Origin of the sequence: Halalkalibacterium halodurans, assembly GCF_004376175.1 — a bacterium.
Taxonomy (GTDB): Bacteria; Bacillota; Bacilli; order Bacillales; family Bacillaceae_D; genus Halalkalibacterium; species Halalkalibacterium halodurans.
Window position 1 is genome coordinate 364 of sequence record NZ_SNUY01000058.1, and the last position, 22,269, is coordinate 22,632.

The following is a 22,269-nucleotide window of genomic DNA, read 5'->3' on the forward strand; positions in this document are numbered from 1 at the left end:
TCCTGTAACTTCCTCCAAACTAGCTGTTCAAGTTCTTTTAAAGTTGGGTATTCTGTGTTATTCTTTTGCATAGGGTTTCTCCTTTGAATCGGGTTTTTGTCGACTATGATTCTACCAAGGAGAGACCCTTTTTTCATGTATTTTGCTTAATCCCTACCGCGCTTTCGCTTGGTGGCCTGATCAACCAGGTAATGAACTTCCATTACCTGGTTGATCAGGTTATTTCTTCTCCCACAATCATTTTACTCATACATGAATGAAAAACCACTGGACAGATTCTAACCGATGTCATACCGTCCCACCATCCTCTGCCTTTATCCATCAAACGAAAGTCATTCGCCACTCGAAACAAAATAATTGAAATACGCCCGATAAATCTCTAAACTAGATCTATCCATTGTTATTGAATTTTCAGAAGATGAGGGGAACAGCCATGAAAAATCAACAAAAAACCGGTGTCATCGCGGCCATTAGCGCCTATCTTATCTGGGGATTTTTACCCCTTTATTGGAAGCTGGTGGATGAAGTGCCAGCAAGTGAAATGCTCGCCCATCGTATCGTTTGGTCTCTTGGGTTCATGGTCATTTTGTTAGCTGTCATGAAGAAAAATCGCCAAGTGATGAGAGAAATCTTGGATACCTTAGCAAATAAAAAGACAGCCTTTGGCATAACGATGGCTGCCATTCTCATCAGCATGAACTGGTTTATTTTTATTTATGCGGTCTCAAGTGACAAGGTCATCGAAGCCAGTCTCGGCTATTATATTAACCCGTTAATTAACGTCTTGCTAGCGATTGTTTTTTTACGGGAGAGCTTATCGAAATGGGAAGTAGCTTCTTTCCTTTTAGCGGCTGCTGGTGTATTGAACATCACGCTTCATTATGGGTCCTTCCCTTGGGTCGCCTTCGCCCTAGCCATTTCCTTTGGCGTGTATGGCCTGATAAAAAAAGTCGTTTCCCTTAGCGCATGGGCTAGTTTAACAATTGAAACATTGATCATGACTCCATTCGCTTTGCTGTTCCTTCTCTACATTCCGCTCTCAGGAGGAGCAAGTGCCTTTAGCCTGAACCATTTGTCTACTGCGTGGCTGATCATCGCATCTGGAGCCGCAACAGCGTTACCTTTGCTACTGTTCGCAACGGGAGCCAAGCGAATCTCTTTTTCGCTAATTGGTTTTTTGCAATACTTAGCCCCAACGATCATGCTCATGCTCGGAGTTTTTCTCTTTCAAGAACCCTTTAGCCGTGTACAGTTCGTCTCCTTCTTGCTCATCTGGACTGGCTTGATTATCTTCACCATCTCACGTTCGCGAACCGCTGGTCGATTGAAAAAAGAAGCCTTAGCAAAAGCAAGTGCATGAGGTAGCGATCCCGAAGTTAGATTTTCATTCTACTATTAAAAAAGCACCTGTCGCCTCTGTTAAAGAGACGACAAGTGCTTCATTCCAATGATTAAAATTTACCTTGGTAAGCTGCTACTTCCCAATCGTGAACCGTTGTACGGAATTCATCCCACTCTCCACGTTTCAACGCTACATACTCGCCGAAAGCGTGCTCACCGAATGTTTTCTTACCAATTTCCCCTTCTTCAAAGCGATTAATTGCTTCTTCAAGGCTTGTAGGTAAGTTTTCAATTCCGCGCTCAGCAATTTCCTCTGCGCTCATGTGGAAGATATCAGCATCAACAGAAGCTGGTGCTGTAAGCTCTTGTTCCACTCCGTCCAAACCAGCAGAAGCGACAACAGCGAATGCTAAATAAGGGTTAGCAGCTGGGTCTGGGCAACGGATTTCCACACGTGTTCCAGCTCCGCGTGTTGCTGGAATACGGATTAGTGCCGAACGGTTGGAAGCAGACCATGCGATGTAGCAAGGTGCTTCATATCCTGGCACAAGGCGCTTATAAGAGTTTACAAGCGGGTTCGTTACCGCAACGAAATCTTTTACATTTTCAATTAAACCAGCAATAAATTGATAAGCTGTTTTTGAGAGTCCTAGTTTGTCACTTTCATCATAGAATGCATTTTCTTGCTTCTCATCATCAAACAATGAGATGTTTGTATGCATTCCGCTACCGTTTGCACCACCAAGTGGCTTCGGCATAAATGTTGCGTGAAGCCCGAATTGCTTCGCAACGGTTTTAACGACCCATTTATACGTTGTCGCTGCATCAGCAGATCCTAAAGCATCAGCATATTTAAAGTTGATCTCATGCTGGCCCTCAGCTACCTCGTGGTGAGACGCCTCAATGGTAAAGCCCATGGCCTTTAACGTACGATAAATTTCAAGGCGAACTTTTTCTCCGTTATCTTTTGGAGATGGTTCGAAGTATCCACCGATGTCTTGTGTCTGCTTTGTAGGAAGTCCATACTCATCTGTTTCAAAAAGGAAGAATTCTAATTCGGGTCCGACACTGATGGAATACCCTTTTTCTTTTGCACGTTCTACCGTTTTCTTTAAGATGTTACGCGGATCTCCTTCAAAGTCAGACCCATCTGGCTTTTTTACGCTACAGAGAAAACGCCCTTCTGAATAGCCCTCTTCTTCCGTCCAAGGCAATACAGCAAATGTTGTTAGGTCAGGCTGCAAGTATAAATCTGACTGGTTGATCGGTGTGAAACCAGTAATGGATGAACCATCGAACATAATTTTTCCATCAACCACGCTATCGATTTGTTCCGCAGTAACAGTTACATGCTTTAAAATTCCTTCAATATCTACGAACTGTAGGTGTAGAAGTTCAACGTTTTTCGTTTTGATTGTCTCTTTAATTTCCTCGATCAAACTCTCACGCGTCGGCACTGAAACGGTCGTCATCTTCATACACACTTCCTTTTCTTGTAATGTAATGTGACATCTTTAATTGTTATCATTACTGTATAGGAACAGAAAGTGCCTCGCAATGGGTTTGTTAGATTATCTGACAAACACTTTGATAAGGAGATTTTTCCCATAATCGAATAAAGCTTATAACGAAGGGATAGGAAACGCTTACAAAAATCTGAAAAATCAGATTTATGATTCATTAGAACTACGGATCTTATGTAAACTGAAAAGGTCAGAAATACGTGGCTGCCGTCTAGTGTTTATGGCGAAAGCGATCTTTTCTTACCCTTTAATCTTAACGAAGGTAATCTACAATAGAATAAAAAAAGAGTGAATGTCTATCCATTCACTCCAAATAAAGGGGGGTATTTCGATGAAAAAAACTCTTGCAATGATGGGTTCGTCTATACCGTAACAATTTTTTCTACACAGAACAACCGCTTGCGACAATTCTTCACAAGAATCATACAACCTTAACAAGGTTTTTACGCAACAATTACATTTGATCGTGTCAGAAAGTGTACTTTTCCTCATTTTTCTTACGACCGCTTAGTCGGATCGTTATATGCTAAGTCCTTTAACAAAGACATTGATTACAAACAAAGGATTTAAACTGAAGCTGGGACAAAACACAGTAATAAGAGTGTTTATTTTATATGGGGTTTATGGTTTCAAGAACACTCGCTTCCCGCGGGCAAGGCTTCAGCTAATCGGGGAATGGGCCCCGATGGATCTTCAGCTCTTGCTTTTCCCCTAGGCGTCGCGAATTTTGACCATTAACTTGGAAACGGCCGTAGTTATCCGTATAAAGAAAAAGGTTCGGATCATTTTAATTTGATGATCTGAACCTTTTTAATTACGTCTGGCTAGTTCTATCCCTGCCTCTGTTCCATCGTTAAGATTGCCAGCGATATACCCTTGCTTCATACGGACGTAGCTTATCTTTCGCCCCTTGTGTTTTGTAGTTACCAAGCACACGTTCCTTCTCCCCAATTAACTTGAGTGGGAATTGGAACGATACCTCATCAGCAAACATATTCACCAGAATGAGCGCGCTCTCTTTCTCTAGTGTACGCGTATAGGCAAAAATCTGTTTATGCTCAGGCAAGACAAGATCGTAACTGCCATAAACAAAAAGGTCCGATGACTTCCTTAATTCAATCATCTTCTTATAATAAGAAAGAACAGAATCCTCTTCTTTTAGCTGCTTCTCTACATTGATTTGTTTATAATTTGGGTTGACCCCCATCCATGTTTCCGTTGCTGTTGAGAAGCCTGCATGCTTTTGATCGTTCCATTGCATCGGCGTACGGGAATTATCTCTCCCCTTTTGCCAAATGATCTCCATAATTTCTTCATGGGAGCGTCCTTTTTCTGTTTCAATTCGATAAAAGTTTTTCATCCCTACATCATCGTAGTCCTCTATTGAAGGAAAACGGACATTCGTCATCCCAATCTCCTGCCCTTGGTAAATAAACGGAGTACCCTGCATAAAGAAGAAAAGCGTCCCCAATGCTTTTGCACTTTCTTTCCAATATTCCTTATCATTTCCCCATGTGGATACGCTTCTTGGTTGGTCATGATTTTCAAGAAATAACGCATTCCACCCTTTTCCTTCAAGTCCTTTCTGCCATGTCGTAAAGATACTCTTGAGTTCAGCAAGGTCAACCGTGCCATTTACTCCTTTATCCCACAATCCTAAATGTTCAAACTGAAAGATCATATTAAAGGCACCATGATCTTCTCCAACCCAATCGTCCGCTTGTTCCACAGTTACCCCATTTGCTTCGCCTACGGTCATAATATTAAAGTGATCGAACGTCTCCCGTTTCAACTCTTGCAAGTATTCATGAATACCTTCACGGTTCATATGCCCCTCAAAAGAAGGAACATAATCGAGCCCTTTTGGATTCGGTAAATCTGGTAACCCTTTTACTTTTTTAATATGAGAAATGGCATCCACACGAAATCCGTCGATTCCCTTTTCGAGCCACCAATTGATCATTTGATATAACGCTTTACGCACGTCCCTGTTTTCCCAATTTAAATCAGGTTGTTTTCTCGAGAAAATATGCATGTAATATTGGCCTGTAGCCTGATCATACTCCCAAGCGGAACCGTTGAAAATAGACTCCCAGTTATTTGGTTCAGAACCGTCCTCTTTCGGGTCACGCCATATATACCAATCCCTTTTCGGGTTATCCTTGGACGATCTTGATTCAATAAACCACGGATGTTCATCCGATGTATGGTTAATGACAAGGTCGATAATGAGCTTCATACCTCGGCGATGAACCTCATGTAATAATTGATCAAAATCTTCCATTGTCCCAAACTCATCCATAATATCTTGATAGTCGCTAATATCGTAACCGTTATCATCATTTGGTGATCGATACATCGGACAGATCCAAATCACATCGATCCCTAGGCCTTTTACATAATCTAATTTTTCAATAACTCCTTGGAGATCACCAATTCCGTCCCCGTTAGAGTCACAAAAACTTCTCGGGTAAATTTGGTAAACAACCGCTTCCTTCCACCATTGTCTGTTCAAGATAAATCGCCCCCTCCACCTTATGGCAAACGTTTGCACATGCTCCTTTATTATATTTGCTTTTTGTAAAGAATACAATTGTTTCTTGTCAATTTCAACTCAATTGCGCAAACGATTTCTCTTATTTAAATCCCGTTTATTGTATAAGATAGAAATTTAATCATTTAATATGTTTCACGTGATACATTAATTCGAGTAAGTATAGATTTAACATACTTTTGTAAAATGTTCATATAGTGATTAACTCGTCGTTCTTATCCCAGACTCATTTTATAAAGCGAGCGACAGTGTCGCTAGTGTTACTTTTGAACAAGCTACATAAAACTTTAGCTATCGTCAGGTACGGTTGTTTAAACGTTCGACCCATCAAAGTGAATAAAAATTTTAGTAGTATGTTAGTAAACTCAGTGTTTCCTATCCCCTTTAAACGGCAGCAAGATTCATAGTCTCTTTCCACCCTCCCTCTCGAATGACTTTGCTTATAAAAGTTTTATACTTTTTTACGGCAAAAAAGTAAAAGTCGGATAAACCGATACAAAACGGTTCACCCGACTTTTTTGTTTTAAGGTTTACTCCCCTCTCTTCTCTAATGAAGCAACTTCGCAAATTCAAAATAAAGAGGAATACCGAAGATAAGATTGAACGGGAAAGTGACCCCTAGTGATAGCCCTAAATAAATCGATGGATTTGCCTCTGGTACAGACGTTCGCAATGCAGCAGGAGCCGCAATATAGGAGGCGCTCCCTGCTAAAATCCCCATCAATGTTGCTCCCCCAACTGATAAACCGGCAAGTGTTCCTACGAGAACACCCAACGCCCCAAGCAAAATCGGGGTCAGTACACCGAACAGGATGAGTTTGATTCCGTGCTTTTTAACTTCAGGTAAACGTTCGCCAACGGTTAACCCCATATACAAAAGGAAAAGAATCAGAACGCTTTGATACAAGTCGATAAAAAGAGGTTGAACCATCGGAATCGCTCGTTCACCTACTACAAGGCCAATAATTAGGCTTCCTAGAAGTAATATAATGCTTTTTCCAAAAAAGCTTTCCTTCAGTACTTCTTTATCAATCAGTCCCTGATGCCCTGAGACAATTCCCACTCGTTTAGAAGATAAAGTTGTTGGAACAGCCTGTTGCCTTTCAATGATGCTTAATAACAATAAGGATACTAAAATTGCAGGACTTTCCTTTAACACAACCATCGCATTCATAAATCCTTCATAGGTCGTGCCACTTTTCTCAAGAAACGATACAGCCGCACCATAAGTTACTATACTCGTCGATCCATAAGTGGCAGCAAGCGCAATTGAGTTCTTTAAGTCCACTTTCATAAACAAGCGTGTAATCATAAGAACGATAACCGGGATCAACATGCCTAAAAATATCGTCCCAATAACTGGCCCAATTACCGCTTCGAGATGATAGTGTGAAAGTTCAATCCCTCCCTTTATTCCGATCGCAATCAAAAGGTACATACTTAACGCTTCTGTCAATCCTTTTGGAAACTGCAAATCAGATTTAAAGGTCGCAGCAATAATACCTAATAGAAAAAACAAGACTACAGGTGATATCAAGTTTTGTATGATGATTTCACTCACTTTTTATTCCTCCCTCTAACGAAAATATGCAATAAAAAAACCGACAATTTAAGAATAGATGGTCTTATCACCATACATTCAAAAAATTGTCGGTTTATCTTCAACAAACATTATGTTCTTCGAAGATCTCCCTGTTATGTTATGAAAAATTTTTTTCAACATCATTCTCTAATTTAAACACAATGATCCGTTCTCCTGTACGTGTGCTTAAATCAGTATGAATGCTTAGCACCTGCTCCCCTATGATCGAGCGAATGATTTCTTTCAAATCTTTTTCTCCCGATTCAACCAAGTCAGCGCGAGTTCGTTTAATTGAAATTCTTCCTTCTTGGGTTTCACACAAGGCATATTCTGCAGGGGTTAAGATCCCTCGCAATGTGACAATGATCATATTTCGCAAAAGGTCTGTTTTCACTGAGACAGATCCTCGTCCGAGATAATCTTTTTCCCATTGCGTAAGAGCTTTACTAATTTCTGATTCAACCATTCCTTTTGTTTTATTCATTGTCCCTCATCAATTTCCTATCGAAATCTTACAGAATAATACTAGGCTTTCAATCCTCTTACAGCTTTTTCAGATAGCCAATCGCATGATTAAACTATATGCTAAAGCCTTGCTAAAGGATTTACTATGGTCAGCTTATACATTTTAGTTTAAAGTTTATCCACTATGAAGTCAACATTTAATTAGGAAGAAGTTCGCCCTGTCATCCTACAGAAGCGCTTTCATACTCTATCCATCAATGTTTCACGTGAAACAATTTAGAAACTTCCCAAGAAAAGATGCACGTATATACATTATTTCCTAGGGATTGGTAACAATGATAAAAAAAGATACGTATATGAAGGAGGATGGCCGTGAGCGAGCAATACAAACAGCCAAATACACTTGAGCCTTACTGGAGACAATCCACTCCCCTACCTGACTTTAAGCCACTGCAAAATGATTTACGAGTTGATGTCGTCGTTGTTGGAGGGGGAATCACTGGAATAACCACCGCTTACTTGCTACAAAAAAGAGGTAAGAAAGTGGTCATTCTTGAAGCAGATCGATTTTTCAATGGAACGACTGGGCACACAACAGCCAAAATCACTGCCCAACACGGATTGATCTATGATGAATTTATTCAACATTTTGGCGAGGATAAAGCAAAGCAATATTACGATGCGCAGATGGAAGCTAAGACTTTCATTAAAAACACCGTTCAAGACTTATCAATTGATTGTGATTTCCAAGAGCATGACGCCTACATCTACACAAATGCTAACCGGTATCTAGCGAAATTAGAACGAGAAATGCGCGCCTATGAAAAACTACAAATTAATGGATCACTGATTGACTCGATGCCTCTACAAGTCCCAATAAAAAAAGCGATTGTCATGAAAGGTCAGGCACAGTTTCATCCAATTGCCTACTTAATGAAGCTCGTTCAAGATTTTATAGACCGTGGCGGCCTCATTTTTGAGCACACGGTTGCAACAGATGTTGATAAAGGCGAGCACCGAACGGTTCTTACGAGAGATGGTCATAAAGTAACGTGTGATTATGTCGTTGAAAGCTCCCACTTCCCTTTCTTTGATCGCGGCTTTTACTTTTCTCGTATGTACGCCGATCGCTCTTATGTTCTTGGCCTAAAAGTAAAAGAGCCATATCCTGGTGGCATGTACCTCTCAGCTGAGGACCCGCCACGATCGATTCGCCATGCGTCTTACCAAGGAGAAGACCTCTGGCTCATTAGTGGAGAAACACATAAAACAGGACAAGGGATGGATACCGACTACCATTATGAAGCACTAGAATCTTTTAGCCGTGAGATGTTTAATGTGACTGACATTTCTTACCGTTGGTCTGCACAAGATTTAGTTACCCTTGATCGGATGCCTTATATCGGACCAGCCACAAGCAATGATCCTCATATACTTGTTGCCACAGGTTTTCGAAAATGGGGCATGACCAATGGTACAATCGCAGCTCATGTAATCACAGATCTGATTATCGGCCAAGTAAACGCCTATCAAAAGCTGTTTGCTCCACAGCGATTTGTCGCTGATCCAAGCCTTCGTAAATTTTTCGCATATAATGTCGACGTAGCTAAACACCTCATTGACGGTAAAACAGAAAAAGGTTCACGAACCCCTGAATCGTTGCAAAAGGATGAAGGAGACGTGGTAAACGTAAACGGTAAGCGTGCAGGTGGCTATCGTGATACGGATGGAGCCCTGCATCTCGTGGACACCACGTGTACCCATATGGGATGTGAAGTAAGTTGGAACCATGGAGATCGTACCTGGGATTGCCCTTGTCACGGATCGCGCTTTTCGTATGACGGAGAAGTTGTTGAAGGTCCTGCAAAAAAACCATTGAAAAAAATCGATCATACCTAACGACCATTAAAACGAAAAAGGACTGCTATGGTCATTTCCATTAGCGGTCCTTTTTTTGTTCCACATGTAATTCGATTTGATTTCCATCGGGATCTAAGCAAAATATTTGCGCAAACCCGCTTCTACTTGTGCGATTTTCTCGATAGGCTACGTTATGCTTTTGAAGCCATGAAAGTGTTTCCTCATAATCTTGTACGCGAAGAGCAAAATGTGCTTCCTTAGTATCAATCGTTGGTTGCTCCCTCAACATCTCCGTTTGATCATAAACAATGAGATGGATTTGTTGCTCTCCTACCCCGAACCATGCACCATCAAAGTCAAAATCAGGACGCTCCAAAGGTTTTAAACAGAGAACATCTCGGTAAAAAGTGACCGCTTTATTTAAATCAGTAACAGGGAGGCTTACATGATGTAAACATTCATATGAAATCATCAAACGACAGCTCCTTCCATGCTCGTAAATAATAGATGCCTCCCGTCTATCATACATCGTTACTTCCCGAACGACGACAAAAATTTCACACGGTCCCCCATTGGTGGTATTTGTGAATCAACTATTGCAAGCTCTAGTATGGCAGGCCCATCCGTTGGCAGCAACGAGCTGATGCGCTCCTCTTTGAGATCTGCCAATGATTCGATTCGAGCCGTCGGTATTCCGACTGACTCCAATAGCTTTGAGAGATTGACTGGCGCTTGTTCAAAACGAGGATGGGTTCTTTGATATTGCAAAGCATGGCCATGATAGACCATCCCTAGCCTTGCATTATTTACAATCACAAACAAAATTGGGAGCCCGTACTCCTTAGCCGTTAATACCTCCATTCCATGCATAAAAAAGCAACCATCTCCCGTAATGCAAACTGTAGGACGTTTTCGATCGACCATAGCCGCACCAATGGCAGAACCTATCGCTGTTCCCATCGCACCGAAATGTACATTGATATTAAACGTATCCGGTTCATAAACGTCCATGTAATGAATCACATAGGACATAAATTCCCCTATGTCTATATGGTAACGTGCTGTTGGTGGAAGAGCTTGCTGAATGCTTAGTAACAAGTGCTGGCTCGTGTATTCTTTATTCACTTTGTTTTCTACTCGTGCAATTGGTTGCGGTTGATGATCTCGCCCTAGCCGCTCCAACTCTAGATTCAGCTCAGTCAACGTTATTTTTACATCTCCAACTATCGGAAAATCGATTTTATATTTTCTATTAAACACGGTTTTATCGTGATCTAACTGAATAACATAACGTCCATCCGTTAGCTTTTTGTTGTAGTTATTTGTCGCTGTTTCCCCCAAGCTTGATCCGATAATAAAGAGCCCATCTCCCTCTTCTCCATTGAGTAAGTCAGAGGCAGTAGTATGTCCAGCAAATCCGAATACTCCTTTATTAAGCGGGTGACCTGAAGGAATGTATCCCTTCGCTTGAGGTGTTGTAACGATTGGCCAACGTAACCGTTCTGCCATCTCAATTGCTTCACGCACCGCTCGTCGAACACCTTGGCCAATAAAAACAATTCCGTTCTTTAACTCTGTTAATTCTCGTGCGGCTTGTTTTACTGACTGATTTGAGGGCATGGTGCGTGGTTGTGTCGGATAAGAAGGTAGGTCGGGTGGTTCGATCGTCTCAAGCTGAACATCAATTGGCATGGCCACATGGACAGGGCCGGGAACAGGCGAAAGGGCGATCGTCACCGCTTTCTCTACTTCCGAAAGCAAATCGCTCCCTTTTCGAACCGTCACACTATATTTAGTAACCGGTGCATACAGCGGCTGAACATCCAACTCTTGTGAAGCGTTCAACCCCTCTGTATTAGTCGGTACAGCTCCGGTAAGAAACAGAATCGGGAGCTGTTCTCGCATCGCGTTCGCTGCTCCAGTAAGAAGATTAGTGCTGCCTGGTCCACTACAACCAATGGCAACCGCTAGCTGGCCAGAGTATTTCGCATATGCTGCCGCCATATACGAAGCGGCTCCTTCGTGTTTGGCAATAACCGGCGTCATTTGTGGCATTGAATACAGCTCATCAAAAAAAGCATTTACAGATCCTGCTGGAATTCCGAAAACCGTATCAACCCCGCCCTTTGCTAAATAATCTAAAACACTGCGCACTGCTTTCAATCAAATCAACTCCCCAACTTAAATATTAAGGTTGATTCTTTCTTTCGCTCGTGCCATGCTGTCATCATTTTGAAAATTTACATCATATAACAAATTTCGTTTAAGAAAGCATTTTTCCTGCCACAACTCAAAGATTGTTGGTATAAAAGTAATATAAAGGATTTGTAAAGAACGGCTTATTGGCTCAGCTTTTGTCCCCCTTTGTACACAGACAAGTTCATCTGCAAAACGAAATTTCTGGGCTTCTCCTGTTTTTTTGCCGACTTTACGCTAAGACGCCTCGAACGAATAAAAAAAGCTCGGGAGCAAAACCCCGAGCGACGTTTATTTGCTTTTGTTTTCAATGGACACACCTTCTGGACGATAGTGAATTTTGACGTTCGTCATGACTTCAGAAGCTCCCGCGTCGATGCCTACTTGCTGCGCTTGCTTAATGAGGGAAAATACATCATCAAGCTTGCCTTCAACCACTGTCTCCATTGGCCCTACCTCATATTTGAGTCCAGATTCTTTCACGACCTCTACAATTTCCGGGATGACCCCATGTGTGTCCATATCTTTACCATTTGGCATAACTTGAAAGCCAACTGTAACTTCTGCCATTACACCCATCCTCCTTTCATTTTCTCGTTTCTGAATAGTTTACCGTTCTGTCCTGTTTTTAAACATAAGTTAAACCATGAAAAAACAACACGTGCGGTGTACATGCCGCACGTGTTGGACTTCAATTTTCCTCTATGTTGGCTAGCTCATGCCAATAGTGACATAAAGTAACGAGGCCTTTATCAAAATTTTCAAGGTGGAAATGTTCATTCGGCGCATGAAAATTTTCGCTTGGCAGTCCAAATCCCATCAGGACGATCGGTAGCTTCATTAAGCGATGAAATGTTTCAACGACTGGGATCGATCCTCCCATCCGTGTAAATACAGCTGGCTCTCCATATATGGTTTCATAAGAACGTGCGGCTGCTTGAATCGCAGGGTGGCCAACCGAGGCAGCAAAAGGGCGCCCCGTGTCAAATCGAGTCGTCGTCACCTTTACCCCTGGTGGTGTATGGGCTTCAATGTGCTTTTCGATGAGAGACGCAATTTGATCCGGGTCCTGATCTGGGACGAGACGGCACGTGATTTTTGCATGGGCTTCAGAAGGGATGACTGTTTTTACCCCTTCTCCTTGGAAGCCTCCGTAGATTCCGTTGATTTCTAACGTCGGACGAATCCATGTCCTCTCAAGAGTAGAGAAGCCTTCTTCACCAAACAATTCTGTTACCCCTAGTTCATCCTTCATTTCATCATCGTGGTGATCAAGTCTTGCAAAGCTCTCCCGTTCCTCTGGAGAGGCGTCCACCACATCGTCATAAAATCCTTCAACCATAACCTGTCCTTTTTCATTTCTCATCGAATCAAGAAGTTGGACGAGCGCGTGGACGGAGTTTTGCACAGCACCTCCGTATAAACCTGAATGGAGATCCCCTTTTGTTCCTTTGACGTCGATTTGTAAGCTACAAAGCCCGCGTAATCCTGTACAAATGGCCGGTTTTCCTTTTCCGAGCATCGGCGTATCAGAGATCACGAGGACATCTGCTTGAAGCTTATTTTGCTCCTGTTCAACGAATGGATCTAAGTTTGGGCTACCGATCTCCTCCTCCCCTTCAATAATCAATTTGACGTTTACAGGGAGTGTGCCTTCCGTTTTTAATAGGGCCTCCAATGCTTTTATATGCATGAATGTTTGCCCTTTATCGTCGGTCGCTCCACGTGCAAAAATTTTCCCTTCGCGAATCGATGGCTCAAAAGGAGGTGTTTCCCATAAATTGATAGGATCGACAGGCTGGACGTCATAGTGGCCGTAAATGAGCACAGTCGGCTTTCCCTTCGCATGGAGCCAATCAGCATACACGAGGGGATGTCCCTTTGTCTCGATCATTTCCACATGTTCTAACCCTGCCTTTTGCAGTGTGTCTACGAACCAAGCAGCTGCTTTTCGCACATCTTCCTTATGCTCTGATAAAGCGCTCACACTCGGTATGGCGAGAAGCTGTTTCAATTCGTCTAGGTGCTCCTCGCGTTTTTGCTCTAAATATGTACGTACATCATTCATGTGCCATGCTCCTTTCCCTTCCATATAGTTCGCTAAGCGAAGTAATTCCCTTTGCCTCCATCGTAGCACAGAAGGCTAAAAAAGTTGAGCAAAGCGGTTCTATTGATCCGTTTGTTCCGAAAAGAGTGTCAGATTTTTTCACATAGATGAAAAGGATCATCTTATCTATGGTACACTGGTAGAAAAGGCTTTTAAGGGTGATCGTCTTATGGGCAAGTGGGTATCCGTTGCAGAAAAACGTCAATTCCTTAAATGGTTCCTCACACAACAATTAAAACGAAAAGATGCGAAGCGGATACTTGAATACCTTTTACAACATTATCATTTGCTCGAACAAGTGATGTTTACTGAAGAAATTCGCGGCCGTGAACGAACGCTCGTCATTTCTACCTTGCAGTCAGATGAGCCAGGGTTTGCTTTTTATTTATACCGAAGGAAAATTGAAGATCCGATTCGAGCACTCGGTGAACTTCAAGCGAACCCCGCTGACCCGATCTACTTAATTTTGCATTTCCACGGAAAAGCGCAAAATCACCAATACTTACAAATGCTCGATTCCGAATCCCGCGAATACATTAAACGTTTCAAGCAGTTTCAAGCATATAAAGAGGAAACCGACTCACTCATCGAAGCTGTTCTTATCGAAAATGAGAAAAAGATGTTGCTTCAGCAAATTGATGAAGCTCTTGATCTCAAGGATGAACGGCGCTTTAAAGATCTCGTGAAGAAGCTACAAGAGCTAGATAGACGGTCTTCCTAACCTACTATTGAACTTCTCGTCCCCTCGGAAGTTCTTTTTCACGTGCCATCACTTTGCTCTTCGTCTTTTTCGACCGGCAAGATATACCGGTATGGAACAGGAGAACCAATCACCGTAGACGTGTTAATGTTTCCATACGGGATAAGCTTATCAATTAAGATCCTCATGCTGTTCATGTTCGGGACAGCCGCCTTCAACATATAGCTAACCTCTCCTGTCACCCGATGACATTCAATAATCATCTCTTCCGATTTCACCATGTCTTCAAAGTCTTTTAACGGTACACGCAGTCCGCTCACTAGAATAATTAATAGCATGTCTCGTCCGACCCCTGCTAAGGAAATGCGAGCACTATATTCTTCAATCACACCACTTTCTTGAAGCCGTTGCAACCGTTCAGAAACGCTCGGGCGGCTCAAGGCTAACTCTTTTGAAAGCTCGCTTATCGTCGTCCGTGCATTTTTTTGCAGCAGCTCAAGCAATTTTATATCAAGCTTATCCATATCCACCCTCCTGTTTTACCATATTGAAGCCATCCTATAAAAAATACATTCAAAATGGAGTCAATACTCACCTTTTTCATTCATTATACTATGCCCTATTTCCATTTAACATTCTAAAATTAAAAGTAGAGCATATGTTGCGCGGAATTTTTAACAACGTAGGTGGGTTGCACATGAAGAAATGGCTGTGGATTTTTTTAGGCATTGTGATTACGAGCTGTGGCGTTATTTTATTACGTCATGCTAACCTTGTTACTGGAGGGACAGCCGGGCTTTCCTTAGGCATGACGTATCTTTTCAATCTTCCGTTTGCGTTAACCTTTTTTCTCGTGAACGTTCCGTTTTACCTTTTTTCCTTGCTACGAATGGGTTGGAGCTTTACACGATCCACGATCATTTCTGTATCCTTGCTTTCCTTGGTGACGAGCTTAGACGTTTGGCTGCCTTCTTTCAACGTCCCTGTTTGGCTCGGTGCCGTATTCGGCGGCGGTTTGATTGGCCTTGGTCTATCGCTCATTTTTATGAATGGCTCGTCTTTAGGAGGGGCAAACATTTTGGCCCTCTACTTACAAAAACGATTGGCGATCGATCCAGGGAAAACAAACTTCTTGTTTGACGTTTCTGTTGTTCTTCTTAGCATGGTGTCCGTTGGCGTCATCCGCGGTCTTCTGTCGATCCTATCGATTGCGGTCACCTCTCGCATTATTAGCTACTTCAAAAAAGAGATCGCTAGCCGCCAGTTGGCTGAAAAACCGAAGTCCTCTTCTATGGCATCAACGCCAAATTCACGGATTCCAGTGGCAGAGTAAAGGGGCATTCGTCTTTTCCGATAGAAAAGCCTGTATCGTCGATTACTAAGTAATCTTGATACAGGCTTTTTCAAAAAACCATTCGTTCAATTAGTCCTTAGCCTTGTTCTTTTCATTAGATAAAAGACGGCTGCGAGCATGATGGGGATGACAGGGGTGTAAATAACCCAAGGAAACGGTGGATGCATGCTCACAAACCAAGCATTAGGGTAAAGTAAAATGGCACATACCACCATCCCAACCCATGAACGTTTCACAAAGGCATAGCCAAACAAAAGAACGGATGCAATGAGCAATGGATAAAACAAACTGAGAGCACCAAATAAGAAACTCATGACACCTTCCACAACCAGCCCTCCCCACTGTCACAAAGTTTGATCGTAAACATGATCTTTTCCTATGTTTTTCTATATTATAAAAGGATTTCCGAAAACGTTCTAGCTTTATTCTTTCGCTATTAGGAGTTTTGTTCCTGCCTCTTTTGTTCCCTGCTTCGTCGTAAACAGAATCGGATGAAGGCATAAGGCCATTCCTCCGATGATGAGAAGCACAGCTCCGACAATCTGAAAGAGCAAAATGATGCCGATGAGATGAATAAGCCATGCCCCTAGAAGTGGTGGTAAAAGGATGGCCATGCTGATCAAAGACTGATAGATTCCTGCCACCTGACTTACTTCCTGCTCCCTCGGCTCCGTCTGGATAATGTAATTGGAGACGACCATGGACGTACCTGTACCTAGCCCCGCGATCAATCCAAGCCCGATCGGAATCATCATGAGGAAGCCCTCCTGCAGCATCCCTATTCCCAAAAACGCAATCCCGATACAGATCATGGCCCCAGCCAACCACATCCCTACGTTACGCAGCTTCTTCATTCTGCCGAGAAAGGCCATCATGGCAATCGCACCAGTCCCGATCGCCGCCATGATCCACGCCACCATTTGGGGCTGAGCGGCTGCAATTTGCCGAAATAAGACTGGGAACTGAATATCGACCATTTGAATTACCGACATTCCTAACAAAGCAATGGCGAAGGAAAAGTAAATGACCTTTCGCTTAAAAACGACTTGCCAGCCTGCTTTCCAACTTGCCCAGAACGATGACTGATTTTCCAAAGAAGTGTCCTTTTCTACTACTTTCACGTTACGAAACAAGGTCGTCAAGAGAAGCGCTGATAATAAAAAAGCAATGCCATTTAAGAGAATGAGCGTGTGAGGTGAGAACGCCGTTAGTAACGCTCCACCCCCCATCGGCCCAATGATTTTCGCCGCTTGAGAGACGGCGCCATTCCACGTAATCGCCTGCAATCGTAAATCGTCTCGTATAAGCTGCCTAAGCAAGCTTTGTTGGGCAGGGTAATGGACAACGTTGACAGTCGCTCGCAATGAGATGATTCCTAACACAACGAGAGGATGACCAGTGAACAAAAGCGAGATTGTGAGTAAAGACGTTACCCCATCCGCTACAGCCATAACCTTCACTTTGTGATACTTTTTAACAAATACACCAGCAAATTGGCCGAACAACATTTGCGGTAATGCAAAGGCAATTGGAATGAACGCTAACAATAGCGGATCAGCGTTCCATACGTAGCCGAATAATACAAGAAGGGCGACAAGATCGAGCCACTGCCCAACCATTGAAATGCTATAAGAAGTAAAGAGCTTTTTGTAACCTGGTTGCTGCCAAAGAGTCTCTCGTTTTTTCGTGGTCTTCACAAGAACCTTTTGTTTATGTGCTTCTTCCCATTCATTTAAACGATCTTCCACGATCGCCTCTCGACACGGGTCCATTTTAGCCGCCTACTTTCTATAAGGACAATGTCCCGATGTTTTCAACTTGAACTTCTTCTCTCACTTCACTAGCTACTGTCAAGATTCCGCTTATAAGGCGTCCCTTTCTCTGAATTAGCGCTTTTTGCGTAGCATGCTGAACAATTACTTCGCCAAGGATATCCATTTCGCCAATCCGTTCGTTCAACAACGATTCTTCAATGTCCTCAGAAAGTGTTAAGATCCCATCAACAATGACCTCCGTCCCCTTTTCTAACCCAAGAAGGTCGCTAGCCGTCCAATCCTCCTCTTTTCCTACGTAACGCAATTGATTGGCAAAGGTGAGAACATCGGTTTCCAATCGTTCTAATCGTTCATAGATAAGATCTTCAATGTCTTCATGACAGACGATGAAAGAGGTGGAATGAATCGACGAAATGGCCTGTTCGAAAGCCTCTCGCGAAATTCCAGCTTCAAAGATAATCGGAGATTCCGTATAGATGGACTGCTGGCGAAAGCGCCGGATCGAGCGAGCATTGATTCGAAGGGAGGACGAAATCGGTTCAAACCCTTCAGGAATGACAGTTGCGACTCCTGTTACTTGACCTTTTTGGTAAAACGCTGCTTGTTGGTTACTGTAGACCTTCACCTTCCCATTCACTTCAATCGCCCAAATTTTCTCGTGAAAGAGGTCAAGATCAAGATCCGCCGCTAACGTTAATTGTCCATTGACGATCAGATGCGTGTTCGTTTGCAACCCTTGTAAATAACCGTTCGTCATCATAACGACTCCTACTTCCAATCGTGGTGGCGCTCCTTCATATACTTTCACTTGTCCCGTTCCTTCCTTCAAAATGAGCCCAATTGCTCCCTTCAACTGAGGTGGAACAAAAAGGTTTCCTGTCATTTTTAATTGACAGGCCGTTCGTTTGATATGCTCGACCGTTACATCATGATCTACGACTACGATTCCGGTCACAAGGAGCGTCATCGGTTCATCCACCGCTTCTAAATAGGCGGCATCCAACGTACAGACACCCGTGACAAACCGTGCATCCCCTGGAACCTCCAAGGTGGCACCTATATTTCCAATCGCTAGTTTCGTTAAAAGGTGGGCGTTTTCTTTTCGATATAGCACCGTACCAACATTCTTAATCGAATCCACTTCTTTAATGCTATCTTCCGTCGCCTCTAACAAATTTAAAACCCCGATATTGCCAAACGTGCGGCCCATACTATCCTTCCTCCTTCATGTACTCTCGTAACTTTTTCACCGCAAGTCGAATGCGGTAACGCACCGTAGAAGCCGGTACGCCTACTTTTTCACTTATTTCTTGACTCGTTAGCCCAAGCCAAAAATGCTTGAACACAAGATCACTTAACGATGCTGGCAGCTTAGACAAAAGATCGACCATTTCTACGTAAGATGTTCCTGCTGTTGTAAAGGGCGGGATCACACTATCATCCCAATCTGTTTCCCGCTTTTCCTTTCGCCTAATATCGATGAGCTGATTTTTCATCACCCGATAAAACCAAGCCTTTTGCTTATGCCTCGGCCAATCCAGTAATTCCGTACACCTTAACGACTTTTCCATCGCGTCTTGTATTAAATCGTTCGCCTCTTGCTCGTTACGGCTAATGGTACGAGCAAATCGATATAGATCCTGTTTCAGCTCCTCATATAGCTCACTCACCTTCACATACGTCACTCACCTTTTCGGCTTTTTCTTTTTCACTTAGATAACGAATGAAACCGAGAAATTGATAACATGAAAGGAAAAAAATTTTTTGATGGCAATCAGGGGATCGTTCGGTTAGGGGAACCAGCATCATTGGGAAGGATGAAAATACCCCTATCGCGATGATAGGGGGTGACTCGTTATTTTTTCGCTAACACTTCATAAACGTCTTGACGGCCATCCAATATGTATGAAGGCTTTGGTATCCCACGATTTTCCCGATGTCCAGCTAGATGGGCGTCACTTTTCTCCCAAGTTTTCCACGCTTCTTCCGATTCCCAGCGAATGATGACCACCACTTCCTCATCTCCACGGCGCTGTTTTTTTCGCAGGATGTTCATATCAATAAACCCCGGCTGTTCTTCAATGAGTCCTTTACTAGCAAATTTTTCGACGATTTTATCGCTATGTCCCTCTTCTACACGTAGTGTTTTCACTTGAAAAAACATGAGATCATTCCTCCTTTCCTCCAATTATATTTGATATTGATTATCATTATCAAATATAAAGTGGCTGCCTCGGTGCTACCAAAGTGTTCAAATTTATTCTTTACAGCATTGAAATTCTTCCAAAACTTTGGATTTGTCGCCATAAACCTTTTCTAGGTGATCCTCTCCCCAATAGCATAAAAGGTCTAGCGCAGGTTTTAATCCCCATCCATAGGGCGTTAACTCATACTCCACTTTAGGAGGGACCTCGTTATAAACCTTGCGTGTAATGATCTCATCCTTTTCCAAACCCCTGAGCTGAGTGGTTAGCATTTTTTGAGTAATGGCTGGCATTAACCGACGGAGCTCAGACGTTCGCTTACGACCTGTCATTAAGTGGTATATAATTAAAGGCTTCCATTTTCCTCCCATTACTTCTAAAGCCGCTTCCACTCCAACTTGATACTTCTTTTGACCGCCATTTTTCCTCTGTTCCGTCATCTCCTAACCCTCCGTTACAAGGCTGTGTTTGCTTAGAACAACCAGTCCCCTCAACCCGTTACTCAGATTCGTTTTTAGGGGCTCTGCCTAGGGAACTTCCATGTTCCTATGGCACCTGGATCATCCTATAGAACTTAAAAGTACCTACTTCCAGATAATTTCCTTACTGTTTATAATAGCATCAGCCATTGATCAAGGCGAGAAATTAGTTGCTAAAGAAAGGTAGTGAAGATACAAACATGAAAGTATTAACCGTTGTTTCACACCCGAGAAAAGATTCCTTGACCTTTGAGGTAGCCGAGCATTTCGTAAAAGGCCTTACCGAGTCTGGTCACGAGTATGAAATATTGGATTTGCATGAGATTGGTTTTGATCCTGTTTTAAAAGGGGTAGATGAACCGGATTGGTCAGTTGCGGAACAGCCATTTTCCCCTGAAGTAGAAATGGAAATAAGGCGGATGAAGGAGCATGATGCCTTGGCACTTATTTTTCCACTTTGGTGGTGGCATTTGCCGGCTATGCTAAAAGGGTATATTGACCGAGTATGGAATAACGGGTTTGCGTACGGTGCAAATCACCTTCATCATCAGCAAGTCTTGTGGATTGGTTTGGCCGGTGTTTCGAAAGAACAGATGAAAAAGCGTAACTATGATGAAATGATTACTCATCTGCTCAATGTGGGAATTGCAGATTATTGCGGTGTTTCCAATTCCAAGGTTGAATTCTTATATGAGACACTGGATTCCCATCCCAATCATTACGAAATGCTGCTGAACGAAGCTTATCGCTTAGGATTGAACTATGACAAGGATCATTAATATTAAAGAGCTCCGTTTTATGCAAAATGCTCAATATAACAAAACACTTACGCTCTCTGGGTGGTTTCCTCGGAACCAACAGGCTGATGATTCAGTTGATAAAATACGTGCATCCTCCATGCAAGCAATGTAGATACGAGCATAAGCCCGCCAAGAATGAGAAATAACACTTGAAATCGGTACGCCTCTGCTAGGAGACCTCCTACTCCGGCTCCTAATGGAATCGCTGATTGGGCGAGCAAGGCCCGTACAGTAAACACACGGCCACGCAGATGTTCTGGTACCCGCCGCTGGTAAAAGGTCGTATTGTTAATCGTAAACGCCATTGCGAAGAAGCCTTGCATGGTTGCAATCCCAATGGCAATCCAGATGCTTGTAATGAACCCAAGGGCCATCATGAGAAAGGAAGAGACGGTCAAGCAGCCGAGCATCACACGTCGCAAATTTTTTGGTGGTGGGTACAATCCGCACAAAAATGAGCCAAGGACCATTCCTAAAGAATAGACTGACATAAACAAGCCGTACTGAAATTCCGTCCCATGTAAATGCTCAAGGACGTAGGGCAAAAACATAGGCAAAGCAGCACCACTGCTAAAATTAATCATCATCATTAGCAAACCAACCGAAAACAACACTGGATATACTTTGTAAAAGGACATCCCTTCTTTGAACATTGTCAGCCATGAGGCTCGATCATTCGTTTTCGCGCGATGTACACGATCCAGCATTAAAAGCAAAAAGCCTGATACCGTTAAGGCGATCACAATAAAAACGAGCAGTGGCAATGGACCGACTAAGACGATGAGTCCTCCGCCTAGAGCGGGACCGATAAGCATGACGATTTGCATTGTTCCTTCGAGGATCGAATTGCCTCGCTGTAGATGTTTTTCCGGTAAAATATGAGCCACATAAGCCATCCCAGCAGGGCGAAACAGCGGTTCCGCAATCCCGGTGAGCACGGCTGCCATAATCAAGACGGGAGCCGTTAACATGTCTCCTACCAACAAGACGGTCGGCACGAAAAAGGCGACGGCACGAATCCACTCGGACGCAACCATTACCACTTTATATTGAAACCGATCTAGATACGGACCTGCGACTAGATTGGTCAGCAGCTTTGGAATCATAAAGGCAATCCAAACCCCGCTCATCGCGACAAGGGAGTCGGTCAATTGGTACATGAGCCAACTGACTGTAAACGTAGTGAAGGTACCTCCAAGGGCGGAAACGCTTTGTGCGATCCACAAAACGACGAAAGGCCGTTTAAAAAAAGGCTGATCCATTGGTCACACGCTCCCTTCAATGATGGATAATAATCGTCCCTCCAACTGTATAAGTCCTTCTCTGCGG

The 22,269-nt window shown here is 43.1% G+C and carries 21 protein-coding genes; 5 read left to right on the top strand and 16 right to left on the bottom strand.

The annotated features are described in order from the left end of the window. Positions 1-433 precede the first annotated feature (433 nt). Positions 434-1,360, top strand: coding sequence for an EamA family transporter RarD (gene rarD / locus E2L07_RS15955; protein ID WP_053430022.1), 927 nt, complete (start codon positions 434-436; stop codon positions 1,358-1,360). A gap of 91 nt (positions 1,361-1,451) precedes the next feature. On the opposite strand, the gene glnA is transcribed toward rarD, so the two are convergent. From glnA to E2L07_RS15975, 4 genes are all read right to left on the bottom strand, one after another. After that, positions 1,452-2,813, bottom strand: coding sequence for a type I glutamate--ammonia ligase (gene glnA, locus E2L07_RS15960; RefSeq protein WP_134230049.1), 1,362 nt, complete (start codon positions 2,811-2,813; stop codon positions 1,452-1,454). Positions 2,814-3,717: 904 nt separating this feature from the next. Then, positions 3,718-5,379 carry a glycoside hydrolase family 13 protein gene (locus E2L07_RS15965; protein WP_134230050.1) on the bottom strand — a complete coding sequence of 554 codons (1,662 nt, stop codon included), beginning with the start codon at positions 5,377-5,379 and terminating at the stop codon, positions 3,718-3,720. A gap of 586 nt (positions 5,380-5,965) precedes the next feature. Beyond that, positions 5,966-6,979 (bottom strand): sodium-dependent bicarbonate transport family permease, encoded by a 1,014-nt coding sequence (locus E2L07_RS15970; protein ID WP_010899994.1) that lies wholly within the window; start codon positions 6,977-6,979, stop codon positions 5,966-5,968. A 139-nt stretch (positions 6,980-7,118) separates the two neighbouring features. Next, a complete protein-coding gene (locus E2L07_RS15975) occupies positions 7,119-7,484 on the bottom strand; it encodes a Na-translocating system protein MpsC family protein (RefSeq protein WP_010899995.1) in 366 nt (121 codons plus the stop codon). A 347-nt stretch (positions 7,485-7,831) separates the two neighbouring features. Between E2L07_RS15975 and E2L07_RS15980 the strand changes: the two genes are divergently transcribed. Then, the gene (locus tag E2L07_RS15980) at positions 7,832-9,364 is read left to right on the top strand and encodes an FAD-dependent oxidoreductase (protein WP_134230051.1); all 1,533 of its coding nucleotides are present in this window, start codon (positions 7,832-7,834) and stop codon (positions 9,362-9,364) included. Between the two features lie 40 nt (positions 9,365-9,404). Here E2L07_RS15980 and E2L07_RS15985 read toward each other — a convergent pair whose 3' ends face one another. The 4 genes from E2L07_RS15985 to E2L07_RS16000 all read right to left on the bottom strand — a co-directional run bounded on the left by E2L07_RS15985 (position 9,405) and on the right by E2L07_RS16000 (position 13,589). Next, on the bottom strand, positions 9,405-9,797 hold the full coding sequence (locus E2L07_RS15985; RefSeq protein WP_134230052.1) for a VOC family protein: 393 nt from the start codon (positions 9,795-9,797) through the stop codon (positions 9,405-9,407). 59 nt (positions 9,798-9,856) lie between these two features. Then, on the bottom strand, positions 9,857-11,488 hold the full coding sequence (locus E2L07_RS15990) for a thiamine pyrophosphate-binding protein (RefSeq protein WP_134230053.1): 1,632 nt from the start codon (positions 11,486-11,488) through the stop codon (positions 9,857-9,859). 324 nt (positions 11,489-11,812) lie between these two features. Then, entirely contained in the window at positions 11,813-12,091 is a 279-nt protein-coding gene (locus tag E2L07_RS15995) for a thiamine-binding protein (protein WP_010899999.1), read from the bottom strand. A gap of 121 nt (positions 12,092-12,212) precedes the next feature. Then, entirely contained in the window at positions 12,213-13,589 is a 1,377-nt protein-coding gene (locus E2L07_RS16000; RefSeq protein WP_134230054.1) for a dipeptidase, read from the bottom strand. Positions 13,590-13,797: 208 nt separating this feature from the next. On the opposite strand from E2L07_RS16000, the gene E2L07_RS16005 reads away from it, so the two are divergent. Further along, positions 13,798-14,349: a YpiB family protein gene (locus tag E2L07_RS16005; RefSeq protein WP_010900001.1), complete on the top strand. Its 552-nt coding sequence runs from the start codon at positions 13,798-13,800 to the stop codon at positions 14,347-14,349. Between the two features lie 38 nt (positions 14,350-14,387). On the opposite strand, the gene E2L07_RS16010 is transcribed toward E2L07_RS16005, so the two are convergent. After that, on the bottom strand, positions 14,388-14,852 hold the full coding sequence (locus E2L07_RS16010) for an Lrp/AsnC family transcriptional regulator (protein ID WP_010900002.1): 465 nt from the start codon (positions 14,850-14,852) through the stop codon (positions 14,388-14,390). Positions 14,853-15,025: 173 nt separating this feature from the next. Between E2L07_RS16010 and E2L07_RS16015 the strand changes: the two genes are divergently transcribed. Next, a complete protein-coding gene (locus tag E2L07_RS16015; RefSeq protein ID WP_134230055.1) occupies positions 15,026-15,661 on the top strand; it encodes a YitT family protein in 636 nt (211 codons plus the stop codon). A gap of 86 nt (positions 15,662-15,747) precedes the next feature. Here the strand turns inward: E2L07_RS16015 and E2L07_RS16020 are convergent, their stop codons facing one another. The 6 genes from E2L07_RS16020 to E2L07_RS16045 form a co-directional block, all read right to left on the bottom strand. Beyond that, positions 15,748-16,008 carry a hypothetical protein gene (locus E2L07_RS16020; protein ID WP_010900004.1) on the bottom strand — a complete coding sequence of 87 codons (261 nt, stop codon included), beginning with the start codon at positions 16,006-16,008 and terminating at the stop codon, positions 15,748-15,750. 96 nt (positions 16,009-16,104) lie between these two features. Continuing rightward, a complete protein-coding gene (locus E2L07_RS16025) occupies positions 16,105-17,454 on the bottom strand; it encodes an MFS transporter (RefSeq protein WP_134230056.1) in 1,350 nt (449 codons plus the stop codon). 16 nt (positions 17,455-17,470) lie between these two features. Next, a complete protein-coding gene (locus tag E2L07_RS16030; protein WP_134230057.1) occupies positions 17,471-18,667 on the bottom strand; it encodes a hypothetical protein in 1,197 nt (398 codons plus the stop codon). Position 18,668: 1 nt separating this feature from the next. Beyond that, positions 18,669-19,133, bottom strand: a complete 465-nt coding sequence (locus tag E2L07_RS16035) for an RNA polymerase sigma factor (protein ID WP_010900007.1) — start codon at positions 19,131-19,133, stop codon at positions 18,669-18,671. Between the two features lie 179 nt (positions 19,134-19,312). Further along, a complete protein-coding gene (locus tag E2L07_RS16040) occupies positions 19,313-19,621 on the bottom strand; it encodes an antibiotic biosynthesis monooxygenase family protein (protein ID WP_134230058.1) in 309 nt (102 codons plus the stop codon). A 93-nt stretch (positions 19,622-19,714) separates the two neighbouring features. Beyond that, complete coding sequence (locus E2L07_RS16045; RefSeq protein WP_134230059.1) at positions 19,715-20,101, bottom strand: winged helix-turn-helix transcriptional regulator; 387 nt, start codon at positions 20,099-20,101, stop codon at positions 19,715-19,717. Positions 20,102-20,340: 239 nt separating this feature from the next. Here E2L07_RS16045 and E2L07_RS16050 point away from each other — a divergent pair, with 239 nt between their 5' ends. Continuing rightward, complete coding sequence (locus E2L07_RS16050; RefSeq protein WP_053431899.1) at positions 20,341-20,919, top strand: NAD(P)H oxidoreductase; 579 nt, start codon at positions 20,341-20,343, stop codon at positions 20,917-20,919. 47 nt (positions 20,920-20,966) lie between these two features. On the opposite strand, the gene E2L07_RS16055 is transcribed toward E2L07_RS16050, so the two are convergent. After that, positions 20,967-22,202: an MFS transporter gene (locus E2L07_RS16055; RefSeq protein WP_134230060.1), complete on the bottom strand. Its 1,236-nt coding sequence runs from the start codon at positions 22,200-22,202 to the stop codon at positions 20,967-20,969. Positions 22,203-22,269 lie beyond the last annotated feature (67 nt).